At 32.3% G+C, this 22950-nt stretch carries 16 protein-coding genes, 2 pseudogenes and 2 other annotated features; of the genes and pseudogenes, 12 read left to right on the top strand and 6 right to left on the bottom strand.

Going from position 1 to position 22950, the window contains the following annotated elements:
- The 7 genes and pseudogenes from RWQ73_RS05860 to RWQ73_RS05830 all read left to right on the top strand — a co-directional run.
- A partial coding sequence (locus RWQ73_RS05860; RefSeq protein ID WP_314407261.1) for an LPXTG cell wall anchor domain-containing protein occupies positions 1-1577 on the top strand: 1577 nt, incomplete at its 5' end.
- A gap of 89 nt (positions 1578-1666) precedes the next feature.
- On the top strand, positions 1667-3649 hold the full coding sequence (locus tag RWQ73_RS05855; RefSeq protein WP_314407259.1) for an NEAT domain-containing protein: 1983 nt from the start codon (positions 1667-1669) through the stop codon (positions 3647-3649).
- 116 nt (positions 3650-3765) lie between these two features.
- Entirely contained in the window at positions 3766-5079 is a 1314-nt protein-coding gene (locus RWQ73_RS05850) for a heme-binding Shp domain-containing protein (protein ID WP_314407257.1), read from the top strand.
- Between the two features lie 10 nt (positions 5080-5089).
- Positions 5090-6049 (top strand): heme ABC transporter substrate-binding protein IsdE, encoded by a 960-nt coding sequence (gene isdE, locus RWQ73_RS05845; RefSeq protein WP_314407255.1) that lies wholly within the window; start codon positions 5090-5092, stop codon positions 6047-6049.
- Positions 6050-6154: 105 nt separating this feature from the next.
- Positions 6155-7129, top strand: a complete 975-nt coding sequence (locus tag RWQ73_RS05840; protein WP_314407254.1) for an iron ABC transporter permease — start codon at positions 6155-6157, stop codon at positions 7127-7129.
- Complete coding sequence (locus RWQ73_RS05835) at positions 7129-7893, top strand: ABC transporter ATP-binding protein (RefSeq protein ID WP_314407253.1); 765 nt, start codon at positions 7129-7131, stop codon at positions 7891-7893. Before RWQ73_RS05840 ends, RWQ73_RS05835 begins: the two co-directional genes overlap by 1 nt.
- A 379-nt stretch (positions 7894-8272) precedes the next feature.
- A pseudogene (locus RWQ73_RS05830) lies at positions 8273-8466 on the top strand (transposase); the annotation flags it as partial.
- Between the two features lie 146 nt (positions 8467-8612).
- Here RWQ73_RS05830 and cadX read toward each other — a convergent pair.
- Positions 8613-8951: a Cd(II)/Zn(II)-sensing metalloregulatory transcriptional regulator CadX gene (gene cadX / locus RWQ73_RS05825; protein ID WP_000711085.1), complete on the bottom strand. Its 339-nt coding sequence runs from the start codon at positions 8949-8951 to the stop codon at positions 8613-8615.
- Between the two features lie 11 nt (positions 8952-8962).
- Entirely contained in the window at positions 8963-9577 is a 615-nt protein-coding gene (locus RWQ73_RS05820; RefSeq protein WP_314407251.1) for a CadD family cadmium resistance transporter, read from the bottom strand.
- Between the two features lie 457 nt (positions 9578-10034).
- On the opposite strand from RWQ73_RS05820, the gene RWQ73_RS05815 reads away from it, so the two are divergent.
- The gene (locus RWQ73_RS05815; protein ID WP_314407249.1) at positions 10035-12215 is read left to right on the top strand and encodes a cation:proton antiporter; all 2181 of its coding nucleotides are present in this window, start codon (positions 10035-10037) and stop codon (positions 12213-12215) included.
- Positions 12216-12284: 69 nt separating this feature from the next.
- On the opposite strand, the gene RWQ73_RS05810 is transcribed toward RWQ73_RS05815, so the two are convergent.
- Positions 12285-15230 carry a hypothetical protein gene (locus RWQ73_RS05810; protein WP_314407248.1) on the bottom strand — a complete coding sequence of 982 codons (2946 nt, stop codon included), beginning with the start codon at positions 15228-15230 and terminating at the stop codon, positions 12285-12287.
- Positions 15231-15542: 312 nt separating this feature from the next.
- On the opposite strand from RWQ73_RS05810, the gene RWQ73_RS05805 reads away from it, so the two are divergent.
- Positions 15543-15848 (top strand): rhodanese-like domain-containing protein, encoded by a 306-nt coding sequence (locus RWQ73_RS05805; RefSeq protein WP_314407247.1) that lies wholly within the window; start codon positions 15543-15545, stop codon positions 15846-15848.
- Between the two features lie 29 nt (positions 15849-15877).
- On the top strand, positions 15878-16174 hold the full coding sequence (locus RWQ73_RS05800; RefSeq protein WP_314407245.1) for a rhodanese-like domain-containing protein: 297 nt from the start codon (positions 15878-15880) through the stop codon (positions 16172-16174).
- 155 nt (positions 16175-16329) lie between these two features.
- Here RWQ73_RS05800 and RWQ73_RS05795 read toward each other — a convergent pair.
- Positions 16330-16477: pseudogene (locus RWQ73_RS05795) on the bottom strand (metal-sensing transcriptional repressor).
- A gap of 284 nt (positions 16478-16761) precedes the next feature.
- Positions 16762-16980 (top strand) — a binding site (T-box leader).
- Positions 16981-17039: 59 nt separating this feature from the next.
- Positions 17040-17269, top strand: a binding site (T-box leader).
- Positions 17270-17353: 84 nt separating this feature from the next.
- Between RWQ73_RS05795 and metE the strand changes: the two are divergent.
- Both metE and RWQ73_RS05785 read left to right on the top strand, forming a co-directional pair.
- A complete protein-coding gene (gene metE / locus RWQ73_RS05790) occupies positions 17354-19594 on the top strand; it encodes a 5-methyltetrahydropteroyltriglutamate--homocysteine S-methyltransferase (protein WP_314407243.1) in 2241 nt (746 codons plus the stop codon).
- 9 nt (positions 19595-19603) lie between these two features.
- Positions 19604-21445: a bifunctional homocysteine S-methyltransferase/methylenetetrahydrofolate reductase gene (locus RWQ73_RS05785; RefSeq protein ID WP_314407242.1), complete on the top strand. Its 1842-nt coding sequence runs from the start codon at positions 19604-19606 to the stop codon at positions 21443-21445.
- Between the two features lie 67 nt (positions 21446-21512).
- On the opposite strand, the gene RWQ73_RS05780 is transcribed toward RWQ73_RS05785, so the two are convergent.
- Positions 21513-21866, bottom strand: a complete 354-nt coding sequence (locus tag RWQ73_RS05780; protein WP_314407241.1) for a YlbF family regulator — start codon at positions 21864-21866, stop codon at positions 21513-21515.
- A gap of 344 nt (positions 21867-22210) precedes the next feature.
- Positions 22211-22950, bottom strand: a 740-nt coding sequence (locus tag RWQ73_RS05775) for an LPXTG cell wall anchor domain-containing protein (RefSeq protein WP_314407239.1), incomplete at its 5' end; no start/stop codon positions are given.

Below are 22950 nucleotides of genomic sequence, written 5' to 3'. Positions count from 1 at the left end.
AAGAAAAAGCCGAAGCCGACAAACTAGCTAAAGAAAAAGCTGAAAAAGAAAAAGCCGAAGCTGACAAACTAGCTAAAGAAAAAGCTGAAAAAGAAAAAGCCGAAGCCGACAAACTAGCTAAAGAAAAAGCTGAAAAAGAAAAAGCTGAAGCCGACAAACTAGCTAAAGAAGTAGAAAAAATCGAAGCTGAAAACAAAGAAACTAAAAAAGAAGCTGAAGCTGCTAAAGAAACAGTAACTAAATTAGAAGCTGATAAAGCTCAATTAGAAAAACTAGTTAAAGAAAAAGAAGAAGCTATAAACAATGCTACTACTGAAGCTGAAAAAGAAAAATTAGCTACAGAAAAAGCTACAGCTGAAAAAGAACTTACAGCAAAAGTAACTGAATTAAAAACTGAAACTGAAAAAGCTGTTAAACTTGAAAACAAAGTTAATGAAATTAAACAATTAGAAGAAGTTAAAAATGAAGCTGTAGGGAAAATCCAAGCTGAAAACAAAGAAACTGTAAAAGAAGCTGAAGCTGCTAAAGAAACAGTAACTAAATTAGAAACTGCTAAAGCTCAATTAGAAAAACTAGTTAAAGAAAAAGAAGAAGCTATAAACAATGCTACTACTGAAGCTGAAAAAGAAAAATTAGCTACAGAAAAAGCTACAGTTGAAAAAGAACTTACTGCAAAAGTAGCTGAATTAAAAACTGAAACTGAAAAAGCAGTTAAACTTGAAAATAAAGTTAATGAAATTAAGCAATTAGAAGCAATTGTAAAAACTGCATCTCTTAAAGATACATTGGTTGCAAAAGTTGAAGAAAATGGTTCTTCTGAAATAGTTACAGTAAAATTTGATAACACTGCTATAAAAGCTGATCACTTAGTCGTAGAAAAAACTAATGAAGAAACTGTTGCAGTCGTGAAAGAAAAAGTAAAAGAATTAGCTAAAAAAGCTGATAAAAATCTAAGTGTTGTTAAAACAATCGATCTTCACTTCGCTGATTCTCAAGGTAACACAATCAACAAACAAGGTGAAACACGTGCCGTTACAGTAGCTGTAGTAGCTAATGAAGGTGAAAAACTAGAAGTTTACTATGTACGTGAGACAGATGATAAAAATATAGTTTTAGAAAAAGTTCCAAGTGCTTATAAAGATGGAAACCTTACATTCTTTACAAATCACTTCAGTCGTTACACTATCGTAAAAGAAAAAGAAGGTGAAACTGATCAAGATACTTCAGTACCAGTAGCACCTGCTCCATCAACTGACTCTACTAAACCTGTAGTGACAGACAAAGGTGAGGCTCTAATTCAACCTGAATTACCAGCATTAAATATCAATGAGTTAAGTAAAGAACAAAACGTAAAAGAAGAAGCTGAAGCAACTGCACAAAACATCTTCGGTCAAGTAGATAACAAAGAAAACAAAAATGTTGAAGTAGAAAAAACTGTTGCTCAAAATACTTCTCAAACTGTAGCTAAAGGACTTAAACAATTAGCTAAAACTGGACTAAATGCAACAGCAACTGCTGCACTAGGTGTATTGGCACTACTATCTGCTTTAGTATTACGTAGAAGAAACAACAAATAATATAAATAATAAAACTTTTATACAAAGGGGTAACTTACCTCTTTGTATAAAGTCATGTATAGAGAAATTTGAGGAGGATTAACAAAAACATGAAAACTAATAAACTATTAAAAATTCTGTCCGCAGCAACGATTATCTCTACAATTGCTGTGATAGAAAACACTACACAAAGTAACACTACATTTGCAATTGAAAATAATGCTGTTGGAGCAAAAGATATAAAAAATCTTCCAGATGGAGTATATAATATCACTGCTAAAGCTATTCACTTCGGTAACGGGAAAAAGCCTTCTATGGCTGCCGCTGGATTAGATAACGAAAAAACAAAATTAATAGTAAAAAATGGACAGTACTCTGTAAGTGTTACATTTAAACCAATTGCATTTGCTGGACAATTTGGTTATTTAGGTGATTTAAAATACTATGATGGTGATAAAACTCATGCAAATCGTTTTGAGATCGATGACAGTGAATTTAAAGATACTACTATAGTTGAAAATTATGGCACTAATGAAACTGATAAATTTGTAAAAAAATATAAAGAGAAATTCCCTAACCGTACGGTTTATCCAAAAACATTTGTTTATTCTGTAGATAAAAATAAAATTGACTCAGAAAATATGCTAGAGACATATACACAAGTTTTCGTTCCTGTTATGGAGTCAATGACTGCTGGTTCTGGAACACAAAATATGATTCTAAAATTTGATTTAAGTAAAATAAAAGTCAATCAACCTGAATCAACAGATTCAACTGGTACTACATCTAACTCGAATACAAGTAGTAATTCTGAATCTACTACTCCTGAACCAACGGAGACTCCAACAAGACCTAACACTCCTGATAATGTTAAACCATCGGATAAACCTCAAGGTTTAGTAGAGAGTCCTACACAGCCTAGAGCAACTACGCCTACTCCAAACCATACACCTTCAGCAACTGCAACGTTCTATAAAGGTGTAGAAGCAACATTACTACATGCATACCAAGCTGGAAAAAAATCTATGGGAGATGCAGCTCTTGAACATAGTAATGTTACTGTATTTAAAGAAGGAAGTACTTATCACTACATCGTAAGATTCCATGATCTTTCAACTAGAGGATTCACTGGCGGAATCTCTAAATTCTGGGTAAATGGTACAGAGTACCCTGTTAACTCAACTCGTGGTGCTAATAATCAAGTAGAAATACACTTCACATCTACTGAAAAACTATCAACTGTCCCTGTTAGTGTATTCGTTCAAGTTATGGAAGATATTATGCCTGGTGGTGGTAAGCAAGATGCTACTTTAGCCTTCGATTGGTCTAAAGTAACTGAAGAACAAGGGCAACCTATAGCTGGTGGAAATCCTGGATCTAGTGGATACACTCCAACTCCTAGTTCTAGCAACCCTGGTACTAATACTGGAGGGCAACCTACTTCACCAATTACTACACCAACAACACCAGCACTTCCTGCTGCTACTCAAGGTAAAGGTGTAGAAGTGCCAGTTACATTCTACGATAATGTAACTGCAACATTATTAAACGCATATGAAGCAGGTCGTGTGTCTATGGGGAATGCAGCATTAGACGGAATCACTGTATTCAAACATGGTGACACTTATCACTACAAAGTTCGTTTCCACGATATTAAGGTAGGAACTCTTACAGACGGTATTACTCGTTTCTGGGTTAAAGGAACTGAATACCCTGTTGTAAAAACAGGTGGTGCTATGAACCAAGTAGAAATCCATTTCACATCTAATGAAAAATTAACTAACATTCCTGTTTCTGTTTTTGTACCAACAATGGAAAGTATTATGCCTGGTGGTGGTAAAAAAGATGCAATCCTTAGCCTTAACTGGTCTAATGCTACAGAAAGACAAGGAACTGCGGTAATTGATGGTGGTCAACCTGGAGCAAGTGCTGCTGGTAATGGTGCTGGTGCTGGTGCTTCAACTCCAAATGGTGGAAGACTAAACAACGGTCGTCTATCTAACACTGGATTAGAAACATCATCATCAATTCTTGCAGGGGCTCTTACTCTAATGAGTGCCTTCATGGTAGGTAGAAGAAAACAACAAAAATAAAATAGTAAGATAATACCCCGCTAAATAAGCAAATTATTATCTGCTCCGAAAGGCGGGAAAACTTCCCGCCTTTCTTATTAAAAATTAAATAATACAAAAGAAAGTGAGTTTATACAATGAAACGAATTTTAAAACTATTAACAATAGTTATCGCTACATTAGCGTTTATATTTACATCTAGTAATGTTCCTTTCGTTAAAGATGTACATGCTGCTGACAGAGTATATAGTGTTCCTGTAGAACTATGGCACGCTGAAAATAGTGGTCGTCTTTCTATGGGGAACAATGCACTAGCTACACATGCTACTGTAAACGTTCATGATAATAACACCTCTACTATTTCTGTTCAATTCACTCCGATGGATTTCAGAAATATGCACGGTCACTTATTGTCACTTAATATTTATTCATCTCCTATTTTCTCAGGAGGTCTAACAGCCGCTTCTGTAACAAGTACTTATAACGATACAAACTTAGATGGTGGTACAAGTACTTATCCTGGTACATTAAGCTTTAATTTTGGAGAAGCTAAACCTGATAAAGTCGGTGTTCGTGTTTCTGTTGATGCTATGAACCAAATTATGGGTGGAGATGCATCTCAAAATGCTATTATTAAATTTAATTGGTCTGGTGCTTCTTTAGTATCAGGTTCTGAAGATAATTCTAAAGATAAAGACAAAAAAGAAGACAATAAGAAAAAAGAAGAAGAAAACAAAGACAAAAAAGATGAAAATAAAGCTCCAGAAGGATTTGTTACTAAAAAACTAGAAGATTACTTCAAAGCAGATCAAAAAACAAAAAATCCTGGTCTTTATAACCTTGATATCACAGGTTCATATTTAAATCCTCTAACTGGAATTACTGCTGATGGTGGAACTAAAAATACTGCTATTGGTGAAGGTATGGTACAAGGGGTAATCTCTCCTATTAATGCGGGTGGAAATTTAAATGATGCTCTTAAAAATCAAAAATCAAACGGTAAAAAACGTTGGTCTAAAGCTATGCTTCAACGTACAAAAGATGGTAAACTATATGCTACTGTACGTATTCACTTAATGAACTGGGTTCAACGTAGCAAAGAACAAGGTCCTTTCATTAAAGTTCTTCAAAAAGACGGAGAATTCAAACAAGTGGAAGCTACTGAAACTAAAGTTCATATTGAACAATATAAAGATAGTTATGTTGACTATCGTTTTGAAGTACCAAATGAAAACTTCTTAGCTATGGTACAAATGTATGTAGAACCTATGAATCGTCCTGTTCGTTATTTCGTGGAAGTTAATACTGATACTATTAAAAACGGAAATGATGGTTTAGATATGGAAGCTATTAAAGAAGCAAACTACACACCTTACTATTTAGGTGGTATTGGAGTTCTTGCAATAGCTGCTGGACTTTACTTTCCTCGTAAAAAAAGAAAAAATAACTAGGAGATAATTCATGAAAAGAAAACTATCCCTACTATTTACACTACTTCTAGCTAGTATTTTAGTACTTACTGCTTGTTCATCACAAAACAAAGCCGGTAACACAACTGGAACTGATCCTAATCTAGCTGATAAAGCTTTTAATGAAACAATAGACTTAACAGGTGTAAATAAAGATAAAAAATCTGAAGAAGAAAATGGTAAACGTATAATAATGGATTCTGTAGCTCTTGCTCAAGTAGCTAATGTTCTTGACATTAAATTAGCAGCTGTTCCTACTACAAAATTAGGACGTATGCCTAAAAAGTATGACAATACTGTTCAAATTGGTCTTCCTATGAATCCTAATATAGAGGTTATTAAGTCGATTAATCCTTCTATTGTATATGCTCCAGATAGTTTACAAGATTGGATAAAAGAAGGATTCGAGAAAAATAAAATACCTTATAAATTTGTAGACATTCGTAGTGTTAACGGGCTATACGCTGTGACTGAAGAGCTTGCAAAAGAATTCGGTAAAACTGAAAAATTCAAAGAGTTAAAGAAAAAACACGATGAATTCTTCGCTAAATTCAATGAGAAAATCGCAAATAAAAAGAAACCAAAAGTTTTAGTTCTAATGGGATTACCTGGAAGTTACATGGCAGCTACTGAAAAATCTTATGTAGGTAACCTTGTAAAATTAGCTGGTGGTGAAAATATCGTTAAAGGTAATGAAGAGTTTAAAAATCTAAACTTAGAAACTGCTTTAAACGATAAACCAGATTTCATTTTACGTACTGCTCATGCTATGCCTGATACCGTAAATGAAATGTTTAAAAAAGAATTTGAAAACAATAAGAGTTGGTCTCACTTTGATGCGGTAAAAAATAATAAAGTTATCGATTTAGACAGCTCTATATTTGGTATGACAGCTACATATGATTACCAAAAAGGATTAGAAAGTCTGTACAGCATTTTCTATAGTAACTAATACTTATAACCAGAAGTAGCACATTGCTACCTCTGGTTTTTTAAATGATACAATTTTAAAACAATGTGATATACTAAATATAAAAACTATATAAGGAGGTTCTTGATGTTTAAAGACAAAAAAACAATCACTTTTTCTGTTCTTATTTTACTCTTATTAAGTACTATATTTTTTGCAGCGAATAGTGGTAGTATAAAAGCTAGCGTCGGACAATTAGCTTTTGGTATCTTCACTGGAGAATACGCTAATGTTAATGCCATTATCGACGTTCGTTTCCCAAGAATCATCATCACTATACTAGTAGGTGCTGCTCTTGGAGTGAGTGGTTTATTATTACAAACCGTATTAAAGAACCCGCTTGTCGATCCTAGTATTATTGGTGTTTCTAGTGGAGCTAGCCTATTTTTATACTTAGGATTAGGATTATTACCACAGTTTATGGTGTTTAAATCTGTATTTTCTATCATCGGTGGTGTTCTTGGTTTCTTAATCATTTATTACCTAGCTGGTAGAACAAAAAACAATGTTAAAATTATTTTAATCGGTATTGCGATAAGTTATTTCTTCACAGGGATACTAAGTTCTATGCAGTACTTCAATGCAGCTAATTCTACAACGTCATCTGCATTCAAAACTGTTGGTTTAGGAACTAAAAACTGGGATGATGTTTCATTATTATTAAACTGGATTCCAATATTACTAGTTATTAGTTTCTTCTTAGCTAAACTATGCAATATCTTTGCCTTAGATGATAATATTATTAGCTCACTAGGTATCAATATTAATATGATTCGTTTATTAATTTCATTTGTTGCAGTAGCACTCGCTTCTGTTTCTACAGCTGTTGCTGGTGTTATGGTCTTCTTAGCTCTTATTACACCTCATATCGCTAAGATTATAATTGGACGAAATCATATTTACACTATTCCATTTAGTGCTTTACTAGGAGCATTTATACTACTTTTATTCGATACAATAGGTCGTGTTATTTTCGCACCAATCGAAATACCTGCTGATTTAATAATGATGATTATAGGTGGACCTGCATTTATTATTTTAGTTAAGAAAGGAGTAAGTTAATGGAAAATATAATAGAAATTAATAACCTTACATTTAAGTATAATAATAAAAATACTCTTTTCGAAAATCTTAATGTAGATATTAAAAAAGGTAAAATTACTACCCTACTTGGTAAAAATGGATGTGGTAAGAGTACACTAATAAAAATATTAGCAAAAAATTTAAACTATAATTCTGGAAGTGTAAAAATTGAAGGTAAGGAATTGAATTCATATTCTTTAAAAGAGCTTGCGAGTATTCTTGCAATTGTTTATCAAAAGAATGAAACTCCACGAGAAATTACCGTCTATGATATGGTTAGTTTTGCTAGACTTCCTTATCAAAATATCTTCTTCTACAAACCTAACGCTAGTGATGTTGGAAAAATTGAATTTGCACTTGAAAAAACTAACTTACAGGCATATAAAGATAAACGTGTAGATGAATTATCTGGAGGTCAGCTTCAACGTGTTTACATCGCAATGGCACTTGCACAAAGTACTGATATTATTATATTAGATGAACCTACTACCTTCCTTGATATTAAATATCAAAAATCTATAATGCAACTTGTAAGGGAGCTTAATAAATCTCTAGGAATTACTATTATCATGGTATTGCATGATATTAATCAAGCTCTAACTTATAGTGATAATATTATTGCTCTTCTTGATGGAAAAGTAATTAAAAATGATCAGGCAGCTAACTTTTTTGATGAAGAACTTCTAAATAAACTTTACGATGCTGATATTAAAATAGAAAACGGCAAAGTAATTAGTTGGTAATTTTTCAAATATCTAATATAAATATTTTGAATAAATCGCTACATCTTAGTATTAATACTTAGATGTGGCGATATTTTTATACCTGTAAAGGCAGTTAATGTTATTTCAGCAATCTAATCTAAATAAAATGCTGACTGCTTCTAGCTTTCTTTGAGGTGCTAACTCTGCGTAAGTATCTATAGTAGTTGACATTGACTTATGCCCCATTGTACCTACTTTAAGCAACATTGAATCATGAGTGTGTCGAAACAAATGGAAACCATAATCTGGTGATTCTAGACTTACTAATTGAAAATGATAAAATAAGAATGTACAGTTTTGATAAAATAAAAATGTACAAATAGGTTATAATAGTGCATATTATCAGTTTCACTACTAGATTTGGCACAGCATTTATTCGACAAACCTCATTGAGTCTCTTAATAAAGAAATCAAACGTCAAACGAAAAAGAAGGTTTTTCCTAACGAAGAGTCTCTGGAACGTTACTTAGTTACTTTGTTTTCAAGCAAAGTCAACGAATCCATAAAGGGGGTGGCCAATGTTATGACACACTCGAAAGCTTATTTGATTAATACTCCGTAACTCTACTTGAGTGTTCACACATATTTATTGACAGTATCAACATGGTACGAGTAGGTATTTCTTGTGAGTAAATTTCATCAGAAAATTTCATAGATAAGTCCTATATATAATCATGGTAAAGTAGTAAAAATAGTTATTATCCTAGTTGATTAAAAAAATCTCTGATTTCCTCATCTTTTATAAAATAATATATAATTTTCCCCTCTCTTCTAGTATCCAAGATGTTTTGATTGGCTAGTTTACGAAGATGGTGGGAGGCAGATGCCATACTGAGATTTAGTAAACAGGCTATATCACAGACACAGAGTTCTTCAACAGCAAGGAGATAAAAGATGATATTTATCTGTTTATTATCGGTAAACTTTGATAAAATACGAAGTGATTTTTGGACTTTTTCCTTTTCAAGGTAGTTCGTTGCGGTTGTAACATTTTGTTGATTTATAATATTCACTTGGCAGATACTATCTTTTTTCATAATTTTTTCTCCTAGCCGAACACAGTCCTTAGCATGTCAAAGCTGTTGTTTTCAATCAGGATATACATCCCCAATCCTAAATAAACAACGGCAATAAACCATCTGCTATATTTTTCCAAAGTTTCTCCAACAGAAGGGACTTGTGCCAATTTTTGGGCAGAAAAAACCAAGAGATAAATCATGACTAGAAAGGTAAGTAAAGCTACTATCAAATTCGCTAAATTTAAGGTAGTAAAATATGGGACAAAGACACCAATATTGTCAGCGCCACAACTTGCAAAAGTAATCATAGCGACTAGAAAAATCAGGTTTTTATTATCTTTGCGCAAACCATCTTTTGCAATAGCTTCTCCATCAGAATCTCCTAAAAGCAAAACTTTGAGGCCTAGGAAAATTGGAATCAAACCGAGCAAACCTAAAATCTCTTTACTAGGAATATAATTTAAGACAAATGCAAAAAGCAAACTTAGCAATATTAGACTAACAGAGCCTAGAAATTGTCCTAAATAGATGTTAATGATGTCTTTTCTGCTTTTTCTTTTGGCAAAAAATAACATTAGGATAATAAGTAAGTCTACGGCTGTCCCAGAATACAGAATTATTGAAGTAATAATATTTTGAATCATAAAACACCTCATTCAAATTTATTTTTGAATATATTCTAACATTAAACTTTATAGATGTCAACTTCAATTCCACCAAAATATAGATAAGAAGTTAGTGTAGCAAATATTAAAAAGTCCTGCCATTGAAATGATAGCAGGGCTTAACTTCAATATCCACCTGATATATTTATCTAAAAAAGGTAGAATTTTTATTGATTTATAGTACGATGTAATGAGTTTCAAAAAATCAAAAATCATTTAAAATCAATATTTTGACATCTATTGACGTGTACTGAAGCCCTTACTTAACCTCTAAAAAATAACAAATAACACCTCTTCTAAAACTATTAAAATTAATATTTTACAATATTCATTATTAACTTCCTTCAGATTGTATAATTATTGATTTTAGTGATAAATAATTGTAAAATATATTGGTACAAATAATAATAATAAAATAATTACAAAGGAGTTTTCTATGGAAATACTAACTACCCTAGGTATATTTGTCATAATTGTAATACTTGGTTCATTTTTAAATAATCTTTTTCCACGTATTCCAGCAGCTTTATTCCAAATAATACTTGGTGCTGCGATAACATTTATTCCTAATCTTCCACTTCATTTTGAGTTCGAATCAGAAATGTTTATGATGTTAGTTATCGCTCCCTTATTATTTACTGACGGTTTCAACTCGTCCTTAAAGAATATCTGGCTATACAAACGTCCAATTATATATATGGCAATATTTTTAGTTCTTGTGACGGTAATTGTTGTTGGTAGCATAATTCATTTATTGCTTCCAATGATTCCATGGGCAGCATGTTTTGTTTTAGCCGCTATCCTATCACCTACAGATGCTGTTGCTGTTAAATCAATAACTAAAGGAATGAAACTACCTAAAGGGCTTATGGCTATACTAGAAGGTGAATCGCTTCTTAATGACGCTTCTGGTCTTGTATCATTTAATATAGCTCTAGCAGCCGTTCTTACTAATACATTTTCTGTCACAAATGCTAGTTATAAATTTTTAGTAGTTGCAGGAGGTGGAGCAGTCTTTGGACTTATTATTGGGATAGCATTCTCTTATATTAAGTTTATATTCTCAACAAAGTTTGCTGATGAATCTAATATTTTAGTTATTTTTCAATTAATAACACCAATAATTGTCTTTTATTTTGCTGAACATATTGGCGTATCTGGTATCGTTGCTGTAGTAATTACAGCTCTAGTATACAACTACCAAAGAAAACTTCACTTACTTACTGTAGTAAGTAGTGATGCTGCAGTAACTATAGATAGTACTCAACAAATAGCGAACTATGTACTAAATGGCTTCGTATTTACATTTTTAGGATATTTGCTTCCAGAGATATATCATACAATGTTTAACAATAGAGAGATTGATATTCTGTATGGATTCATTATTTCATTAGTTATTGTTTTAGGTCTAATGATAGTCAGATTGGTCTTTGTATATTTCAACTACATATCATTCCAACCTCATCATTTTACGACTGCTAGAAAAACAGCCAAAATAATATTAAATAGAAAATTTGACAAAGATAACTACTCTAGATTTAGTTACTCTTTAATTGCTAGTTTATGTGGTATTCACGGTACAGTAACACTTGCTACAGCACTTATGATTCCTATCGTAACTGCTACTGGAGATAACTTTCCACTTAGAAACACCATCCTATTCATTGCGAGTAATGTCGTGTTACTAAGTATTGTTATCGGTACACTCGCTCTTCCACTTGTTGTTAAAGGAGAAAATGAAGAAAAAGAATATACTCAGTACTCTCTTCGTGAAAAAATCCTAGAAGGAACACTTGAAGAACTAAAAGAACGTGATATTTCTAAGAATTCTATCGAAGAAAAAGTTGCTTATGCTTTTGAAATAAAAAGTTTACACGAAATGAAAGCATACTTTAGAAACATGCAAATTGGAAGATTTAAAAATATGAACGAAGCATTAGTGTTACACAAAAAAATTATGAAGGCACAAGACAAAGCTCTTCCTGAGATACTAAAAGACAATCCTAACATCGAGCAAATTTTGGAAATTTCTAAACTTATGCAACTTAGAAAATCTTTCTTATTTACTTATTCAATACCAAAAAGTTTACTTCTTAATTTGAGAATATATATAAAAGAATCTAGTCTAAAACGTCGTTTAACTCGTCATTTCGTAGCTAAAGATTTAACTCCAGAATTTTATGAGAAACTTAAAGAAAAAGTTCCAAAAAGAAGAAAAGTAAACTTCGTCAATAAATTAGATGAAATTAAACAAAGAGCCGAAGCTTCTTCTAGCCAAATTCAGGCTATCATCGATTGTTCGCCTACAGTAAGAAAAGTACTTCTTGAGACGGCCTATAAGGTTATTGACGAAAAGTGTTCAGATGAAAATACTGCAGAATTCGTTAAAGATGTATATAAATACTACTCATTCACCTTATTTGAAGTATTTTTAGAAGACATCGATTTTGAAGAAGAACTTAAAGAACTTCAAATGGAGTCAGTTCGACTTTTAAAATATAGAATATTAACAATGAGAAAATTAAACTATATTTCTCTAGAAGATTCTTACACGGTTCTTCGCAACTTAAACTTCAGTGAATCTATGATTTTCCCTCGTGAAACTGAAGAAGAATAAAATAAAAAAGCTGACCTCAAGTTAGATTATTATCTAAACTCTGAGGTCAGTTTTTATTTAGGTTATTTTTTATTTAGTAAATTCCACTACAAAATCATAACCTTGTTCTGTTCTTGCTCCAAAATAAGCGTCGTTTACTTTATATCCACGTTTTTTTACTTTAGCAATTTTTGTTTGTATAGCAGCTTTGACTTGCTCTACAGTTGCATTTTTAGGAAGTTTTATAGTAGTATCTCCATCCACATCCAATGCACCCGCTATTCCTGGTAAAGTTTTTAAGTTAAAGTAAATATTAACATTTACATTTTCTTGTGCTTCTGTTGATCTTTTTGCCCTTCTTTGTGTTGCAGGTGCTTTTCTAAAACCTGTATTACCTGCTGATTGAATCTTAGCTTCTTTTGTGAATTCAACAACATAATCATAGCTATCACTTCCTTCAACGATTTGATCTAAATCTGTAGTTGAAGTTACTTTAAATCCTTGTTTATTTAATTTATCAATTTGAGATTTTGTGTGTTCTTCAATAGCCTTTTTAATGTCTTCTTTTGTAGCATTTCCTGATAAAGTTAACATATTGTTTTCTCCTACTTCACCTAATGCTCCGGCTATGTCTTTAAGTGCTGTTAAATTATAGTAGATATTTATTTGTTTAGTTTTATTTGATAAATCTCTTTTTACAACTTTTTTAGCTCTTACTTGAACTTCTGGTGCAATTCTGAAGCCTGTAGTTCCTGTTTTCTCTTTAGTGAAAGTAACTACATAATTAAAGTTCTTCACAATAGTATCTTGCTCAAATACTATTTCTTCTTTTACTTTATATCCATATTTAGCTAATTCTTGGGCCTTAGCTTGAATTTTTGCTTTAACTAATTCTTTCACTTCATCTTCAGTTGCTGAATTTGAAATAGCTACTGTATTATTCTCTCCTGGATCAGATAAAAATCCATTGATATCTGGCATTCCATCATAATTATAACTTATGTTTACCGTACCGTCTGGTTGATTTACCTCACGTGCTACTCTTTTTGCTCTTACTTGAACTTCTGGTGCATTTCTGAAACTTGAAGTTCCTGATGTCACAGTTTCAGATGTTACAACTGGTTGTGGTTTCTCAGTTGATGTTGAATTTGAAGTTGGTTCTGTTGCCGGCTGTGTTGACGCTGGTGATTCTGTTGCTGCTTCCGGTTGCGTTGCTGCTCCTGTTGAAGCTGTTGCTGCTTTCGGTTGAGATGTCGCTCCTGTTGAAGCTGATGCTCCTTCGGGTTGTGTTACTGCCGTAGCTTCACCTGAAGCATGACCTATTACAGTACTTCCATTATCAATAGTAGTTCCTTCATTACGTCCATTGGTTAAATTATTTTTATCAAAATTTGGAGCTGGTAATTCCTCACCTGGAACATTAATTCCATCAATTTTTGTTTGATACTCGTCCGCAGCTTCTACAGCAGCATCGTGATCTTTTGCATTATTTATTGCTTTTAATGCTGCATCTTTTAATTCATTTAATTTTTCTTTTAATTTTGTTTTTTCTGCTTCATCTTTAACTTTTTCAATTTCGCTAAGTTTTGAAGATGAAATTTTTTCAATAATATCTTTTCCATCTTTTTTCGCTTCCTCAATTTTTTCATCTTTAGGTGCTACTTCTTCAGTTGGATTTTCTGCTTTCGGATTAGTTGTCGCCGCTGATTCCTCTGCTTTTGGCGTTGTTTCCGCTGCCGGTTCTTCTACTCTTGGCGTTGTCACTGCTGGTTCTTCTACTCTTGGCGTTGTCACTGCTGGTTCTTCTACTCTTGGCGTTGTCACTGCTGGTTCTTCTGCTTTTGGCGTTGTTCCTGCTGCTGACTCTTCTGCTTTTGGATTAGTTGTCGCCGCTGATTCCTCTGCTTTTGGTGTTGTTCCTGCTGCGGGTTCTTCTACTTTTGGTGTTGTTCCTGCTGCTGACTCTTCTGCTTTTGGTGTTGTTGCTACTGTTGACTCTTCTACTTTTGGATTAGTTGTCGCTGCCGGTTCTTCTGCTTTTGGCGTTGTTGCAGTTGATTCTTCTGCTTTTGGCGTTGTTCCTGCTGCTGACTCTTCCGCTTTTGACGTTGTCACTGCTGCTGACTCTTCTGCTTTTGGTGTCGTTCCTGCTGCTGGTTCTTCTGCTTTCGGCGTTGTTGCTGTTGGCTCCTCTACTTTTGGTGTCGTTGCTGTTGACTCCTCTGCTTTTGGTGTTGTTCCTGCTGCTGACTCTTCCGCTTTTGGCGTTGTCACTGCTGCTGGTTCTTCTGCTTTCGGCGTTGTTGCTGTTGGCTCCTCTGCTTTTGGTGTTGTCGCAGTTGATTTTTCTACTTTTGGCGTTGTTACAGTTGATTCTTCTGCTTTTGTCGTTGTTGCAGTTGATTCTTCTACTTTTGGTAACTCTGGTTGCACAGCCGGTTCAACTATTGCCCCACCTAAAATTTCTTTATATTCGGGTATCTCTAATACTTCTGGTTTTACTATAGCACCATCTTTTACTTTATTTTCCGTAATAGATTTTTTTTCTTCAACTGTATTTGAATTTTTTTCTACTAAGTCATATGCTTTATATACAACTTTCGCCTCTATTACATTACCGTTTAATTCTACACTATATAAAACTGTTTTTTCAACTAACTCTCTTACCACACTAGTATTAGGTAATGATTTTTCTGAGCTACTCTCTTTTGAAATGACAGCTTTTTGTTTATTAACACTTACACCTGGTTGAACTACTCTAGATACTTGACCTTTTTTTAAATTACCAAGATTATAAGTATAATTTTTACCATTAATTGTTGCATACACTATAGTATCATAAGTATCCCTTAACGCCGATACATGAAAAACTATTTCCCCATTAACTTCTTCCGAGCTTACTGTAATATCTTGTGTTAATTTATTACTACTAGTTGTCGAAATATTTTCTACCTTATTTTCTGCAAAAACTGCTAGTGGGTTTGCTAGTGTAAATAATAAGGCACTGGCAGTTGCTACTTTTGATATTTTTTTCATTTGAAATTCCTCCTAAATTATTGGTTGTTTTTTATAGAAATGAAAGTCATCCTTTACTTCATTATTCTACCATTTTTACTATTTGTCAAGCATATAACATCAAAATATCACTGATTATTCAGAAAAAAATAATATTGTATTTTTTCTTTATATTACCTACTGTAAACTAACTATGTAACAAATAGTTTTCTGCTCAATCTCGAATTATTTTTCATTTCATTATCAATTCTACACATTAAGTCAAGATTTTTGACAATCCTCTTATTTCATGGTTTAATATACCCCGTAAGAGTATATAGGAGTTTTAGATAAATGTTTTTTTTATTCATAAAAGTTGACAGTATTTCCACTACTGAACTAGAAAATAAATTAAAGGAAAATATTCAACTAATAGACGTAAGGACACCTAGTGAATTTAGAAGAGGTCATATAAAAAATGCAAAAAATATTCCACTAAGTGAAATCGGAAACTTCACTCCAATTGCTGACAAAAAAATATATGTAATTTGTCACTCTGGAGCAAGAAGTAAACTTGCCGCTAAAAAACTTAAAAAAAGAGGTTTTGATGTTGTTAATGTTCAAGGTGGAATGCATGCATGGCAAGATAAAACAGTTTAAAAATTACTAATTATAGAAAGGAAGAATTTATGATAAATAATATTTCAATTCAAGATTTTCATGATAAATATAATAATGAAACACTTAATATTCTTGATGTAAGAGAAATTCATGAATATGAAGCAGGTCACATACCTTCCGCGCAAAATTTCCCTTTAAGTACTTTAGGGTTAGACTTTTCTAAGTTAGACAAAAATCAAAAATACTATGTAATTTGTCAAGCTGGTGGGCGCTCTGCTAAAGCATATGACTTTCTTGAAGTACAAGGATTTAATGTTATAAATGTCGAGGGTGGTATGAATAACTGGCCTGGAGAAACAAAATAACAAATTAAAGAATTAAACAATCAACAATCGATAGATTATAATTCTCTATAAAATTAATACACCTAAAAAAGTCTTGATCCTATATAATTATGGGTCAAGACTTTTTATTAATAATTTAGTATGCTATTTTTTCACTAGATACTGTATAGCTTTTTCTATTTTTTATGATCTTCAAGATTTTCTGCAGGGTTATTAACGCATTCCATAAGGTTTTCTGTTATTAATAATTTAACAACTAGGTCAACACTTGAACGAACAGCGGTTAATTGAGTTATAATATCAATATAATCTCTCTTCTATCATTTTTTGTATTCCTCTAAGTTGACCTTCAGAGCATTTTAGACGCGTAATATACTTCGAATTTATTATGTTTTTTCCCCAGTATATTTTTTTCATTATACATTGAATAATTTATTTTGTTAAAATTTTATTAATAAGATTAAAATTATTAAGATAACACCTTCAGAAATTTGTTAATATATTTAATTCACATTAGATTTCTGATAATTTTGAAAAAATTTTTTAATTTTTTTACTAAAAAGTGTTGACAAAGAAAAAATCTTATGTTAATATTTCTTTAACAGTTTTAAAAAGCGAAGAAGTGAAGAGCAATATTTCTTAATTATTAGAGACCTTTTGGTTGGTGAAAAAAAGGATTTGAGTGTATTGTAAATGGTCACAGAGCTGAACTAATGAGTATATATAAGTTAGTTCCGGTTGATAACCGTTAATAATCATTGAGGTAAGATTAAAATTTATTTTAAGATTATAAAATTGGGTGGTAACACGGTCATTTCGTCCCTTGTGTTACTACCCTTTTGTCGTATTTAAGACTGAATAAAAAAATGTTTTTACAAATTAATATATTATTACATGGATAAGATGAGTAGAAAAAAGGATTTACACCAGAGAGTCTCGGTAGCTGAAAAGAGATTAATGAGTTTTTTTGAAGATGGTCTTTGAGTTTTAATTATCGAGCTAAGGTTAGATAATTACGCAGAAAATAGCGTTAAAATTTTAATGAGGTGGAAAACTAATAATTTTAGTTTTTCCATAAAATAAGGTGGTACCACGTATAAAACGCACGTCCTTAGACAATATGTTTATTATTGTTTAAGGGCGTTTTTATTTTTATTATTCAATATACAAAAAAGAGAAAATTTCAGGAGGAAAGAAATAATGACAAAAATTTCAAGTTTAGGATACCCACGTTTAGGGGAAAAAAGAGAATGGAAAAAATTAATTGAAGGATATTGGACTCGTACAGTTCGTCAAAACGAATTATTTGAGGAAGCTGGAAAACTTCGTCGTCTCTATATCGAAAAACAATTCAATGCTGGCTTAGATTTTATACCAGTTGGTGATTTCTCACTTTATGATCACATTTTAGATTTATCAGTTCAATTCAACGTTATTCCACAACGTTTTGAAGGAAGAGAAGTTGATGTAGATTTATTCTTCGATATAGCTCGTGGTAACAAAGATAACGTTGCATCTGCACTTAAAAAATGGTTTAACACTAACTACCACTACATCGTACCAGAATGGGAAAATGTTAACCCTAAATTAAACAATACTCGTCTATTAGACTTATATAAAGAAGCAAAAGAAATCGTAGGAGATAAAGCTAAACCAGTAATCACTGGACCAATTACATATGTTGCTTTATCTAGCGGTCTAGCTGAAGGAGAATTTGAAAAAGCTGTAGATAAATTAGTTCCACTTTACACTCAAGTATTCAAAGAATTAGCTGAAGCTGGTGCTTCTTATATCCAAGTAGATGAACCAATTTTCGTAACTGATGAAGGAAGAAACTATGTTGAATTAGCTCATAAAGTATATAACCACTTCAACAACGAAGTAGATGCTAAATTCATCTTCCAAACTTACTTTGAGGCTTTAGTAGAAGCTGAAAAACTTGCAACTTTACCAGTAGCATTCGGATTGGACTTCGTTCACGGTAGAGAAGAAAACTTAGCTAATGTAAAAGCTGGTTTATTCAAAGATAAAGAAGTATTTGCTGGAGTTGTAGATGGACGTAACGTATGGAGCAATGATTTAGTAGATAGCTCTGCATTATTAGAAGAACTAAAAGCTAACGTATCTGAATTAGTAATCCAACCTTCATGTTCATTACTACACGTTCCTGTAACTACAAAAAATGAAACTGAATTAGAGGAAACTCTTTTAAATGGTTTAGCTTTTGCTGATCAAAAATTAGTAGAACTTAACTTACTTGCTAATAAATTAGATGGTAAAGAAGAAGCTGAGTACCAAAAACACGTAGAAGACTTCAATAAATTACAAAATGCAGAATTCAGAAACCTTGAGTTAGAATCAAGTGAAAATGTTCGTTCAACTCGTCCATCTGACTACAAAGTTCGTCGTGAAGTTCAAAACAAAAAATACAACTTACCAATATTACCAACTACTACAATCGGATCATTCCCTCAATCTAAACAAGTACGTCTACAACGTGCACTTTGGAAAAAAGGTGAATTATCTAACGAAGCTTATGAAAAATTCATTGAAGAAGAGATTGCTCGTTGGATTAAGATTCAAGAAGACCTTGATATCGATGTATTAGTTCACGGTGAATTCGAACGTACAGACATGGTTGAATTCTTTGGTCAACGTTTTGCAGGATTCGCATCTACTAAATTCGGTTGGGTTCAATCATACGGTTCTCGTGGGGTTAAACCACCAATTATCTACGGAGATGTAAAACACGTTGAAGCTGTAACTGTTAAAGAAACTGCTTATGCACAAAGTTTAACTAACCGTCCTGTTAAAGGTATGTTAACTGGACCAGTTACTATTCTAAACTGGTCGTTTGAAAGAACTGATATTTCTAAAGCGGAAATCTTCAACCAAATCGCTATCGCACTTAAAAATGAAATCGAACTTTTAGAAAAAGCAGGAATTACAATTATCCAAGTTGATGAACCAGCTATCCGTGAAGGATTACCTCTAAGAGACAGCAAAAAAGAAAAATATCTTGAAGAAGCAGTATTCTCATTCCGTTTAGCTACTTCATCCGTTCAAGATGATACACAAATCCACACACATATGTGTTATTCTAACTTCGATGAAATTATCGATTCTATCCGTGCATTAGATGCTGACGTTATTTCTATCGAAACTAGTAGAAGCCACGGAGAATTAATCTCTGCTTTCGAGACTGCAATCTACCCATTAGGTATCGGTCTTGGGGTTTACGATATCCACTCTCCTCGTGTACCAACAAAAGAAGAAGTGCGTACTAACATCTTACGTCCACTTCAAAAACTATCTACTGAGCAATTCTGGATTAACCCTGACTGTGGATTAAAAACACGTGCTGAAAAAGAAACTATCGAAGCCTTAGAAGTTTTAGTTGAGGTAACTAAAGAAATCAGAAACGAACTTTCCGCTAAATAGGAGGTTCGTATGAGAAACTTATTAGAGAGATTAGAACAAGATGTACTCGTAGCCGATGGGGCTATGGGTACGGCTCTCTATAGTAATGGATTGGAAAGTTGTCATGAATATAATAATATCTCTAATCCGGATTCTGTAGAGAAGATTCATAAAGCTTATATCGAAGCTGGTGCAGATATCATTCAGACTAATACATATGCTGCAAAGAAGTGTCAGCTTAAAACTTACGGTTATGAAGATAAATTCGAAGAAATTAACATCCGTGCTGCTGAAATAGCACGTAAAGCTGCTGGAGAGAATACAATTGTCTTTGGTACTATTGGGGCTATACGTGGGCTTCGTGAGTGTGAACTTTCATTAGAAACTATTGTTAGTGAAACACTTGATCAAGTAAAAGTTCTATTATCGACAGATAAAATAGATGCTTTACTATTTGAAACTTATTATGATCAAGAAGAAATTCGAGCTGTATTAACTGAAGTTAGAAAATTAACTGATTTGCCTATTATTACTAATATATCATTATTAGAAGCAGGTATTACTCAAAATGGAGAAAAAGTAACTGATGCATTAAGCACTCTTGTTAATTTAGGTGCTGATATCGTTGGATTAAACTGTCATCTAGGTCCTTATCACATGATTAAAAGTTTAAAACAAGTGCCATTATTTGCACAAAGTTACCTATCTGCTTATCCAAATGCCAGCTTATTACAGTTAACACAAACTATTAATGGTAATGAATATCGCTTTAGAAAAAACTCAGCATACTTCGAACAAAGTGCTAAACTTCTTGTAGAAGAAGGTGTAAGATTAATCGGTGGATGCTGCGGTACTACTCCAGAGCATATTCGTGCTATTAAGAAAGGAATTAAAGGTCTCAAACCTGTTAAAAGAAAAGTTATAACACCATTACCTGCTGAAGAAGAGCTTGTAAGGGTTGCTCATAACGAACCAACAATTGTTGATAAAGTCAAAAAACAAGTAACTATAATTGCCGAATTAGATCCCCCAAAACATTTAAACGTTGATAAGTTTATAGAGGGTGCAAAAGCAATAGATAAGAAAAATATTGAAGCTATTACACTAGCAGATAATTCTCTAGCTAGCACTAGAATTTGTAATTTAGCCGCGGCTACTTTACTAAAAGAACACATTACTACCCCTACTCTTCTACATTTAACATGTCGTGATCATAACCTTATAGGATTACAATCTCGATTAATGGGATTTGATCTTCTTGGAATTAATAATGTCCTTGCTCTTACTGGAGATCCAAGTAAACTTGGTGACTTCCCTGGAGCAACTAGTGTCTATGATATGACTAGCCTTAAATTAATTCCTTTTATTAAACAGCTTAACGAAGGACTTGGATATAATGGGGCTTCACTGAAAAAGACAACAAACTTTACAGTAGCTGCTGCTTATAATCCAAATGTTCGTGACCTAAGTAAAACTAAACGTTTAGTTGAGAAAAAAATTAAAGCAGGTACTGATTACTTTATTACTCAACCTGTCTTTGAAGCTGAAAAAATTGAACAATTAGCAGAACTTGCTGCTGACTATCCAGATACACCATTCTTCGTTGGTATAATGCCAATTACTAGCTACAACAACGCTGTCTTCCTACACAATGAGGTACCTGGTATAAAGCTATCTGAAGAATTCTTAGCTAAACTTGAAGAAGTAAAAGATGACAAAGAACTTTGTCAAAAAATTGCTTTAGAAGAAAGTAAAAAACTGATAGATGTTACATTAAAACACTTTAATGGAATTTACTTAATAACACCATTTTTAAGATATGATCTTACTTTAGAATTAATAGATTATGTTGAAGAAAATAAAAATAAATAAATATTAAATGTATATATAAAATCAAGGTGTTAGAATGATTCTAACACCTTGATTTATTGTATTTCTTTTATTTGTTTCCGTATTTTTCAAAAAGTTCATCTAATGGTTTATACATTACTTTATTTAAGTCTTCAATTAAAAATTGTAATTTTTGTTGACTTTGCACAAATTCTAAGAACTTAGCATTTTCCATTAGTTTTTGTTGAATTTCTTCAAATACTGATAATTCTTCTTCAGTAGGTTCGTTACCAGCTTGAGCAGCTTCCATTAATTCTTTTTGTTTTGATACGAATTCTGTGTATAAAGCATTAGCTTCTTCGTCTGAATATAGTCCTTCTGCAGCTGCTAATGATGCTTTATATTCATCAGATTCTCTTAGTGCTCTTTCAAATTCATTTGCTTTATCATAAATATTTACCATAATTATTTGCTCCTTTTATGTTGTATTTTAATTATAACATAGTTTCCTATTCTTTAAAAATGAATCGTTTTTTTACATTTTCTCCTCTTTTCAACATATCATTAGTCTATAAAAAGGGTGTCTAACCTACTTCTAAAAATATTACAATAGATTTTTCAAACAGGGCTGACTCAAAAGTCCTAAATTTTTAAAAAAGTATATATGATAACTTCATAGACACAGTGATTTATTGATATCTAAATTCGCTTTATAAAAGCTTTTTAGATATCTAATAAACTTTGCAAGGGTGACCCAACAAAATCGATTTCTACGAAATCATGATTTTCAAGTTACTCCCTTAAAAATTAATTCATAATATTTTTTTGTTTTCTTGACAAAACTAATACAATTAAACTTATCATAGCAATTAGTGAAAAATCACCAGTACTATTTATTCCTGTTTTTGGGAGTGATTGTTGTTCCACTAAATTCTCTTTAGAAATTTTATTTTTTGAAAATTCTCTTGTAGTATCTAGCTTCATTTCTGATGATACACTGTTGCTGTGTTTTAAGATTTCTCCTTTAGATAGCTTATTTGTCTCAGATATTACTGCAAATTTACTAAAGTGATTTATATAAAATTCTACATTGCCATTATTTACGACTGACGGAATTTTTGTTAGAGTTCCATCGCTTTCTACATGATATATTTCTACATTTTCATTTTCATATTCAGCTAAGGCTATTCTTACCAGTCTATTGTTATCTAGCGATATTTCTTTTCCACTTTTATATATACTTAAGTCATATATTTTTACATTCTTATTACCTTGCAACTTATCTTTCACAGTATTTATTGCTTTCTCATCTTCAATCTCTACTGCTCGAAATTCTATATCATCTATAGTCATATCATAAAGTTCTAAGCTCACTCTATTATCAAGAGACGTTAAGAATAATGTTTTTAGTTTATTTTCTATGATTTTATTCTTATTATATTTATGTGAAGTATCTTCTTTTGGTTTTTCAGGTGTCCCTGGTTGAACAGGGTTTCCTTGTTCCCCTGTTGTTCCTGGTTGAGATGGTTGTTCTTCTTTCCTTGGAA

Origin of the sequence: uncultured Gemella sp., from assembly GCF_963525875.1 — a bacterium.
Taxonomy (GTDB): Bacteria; Bacillota; Bacilli; order Staphylococcales; family Gemellaceae; genus Gemella.
This window is presented reverse-complemented; position numbering and strand designations above follow the sequence as displayed.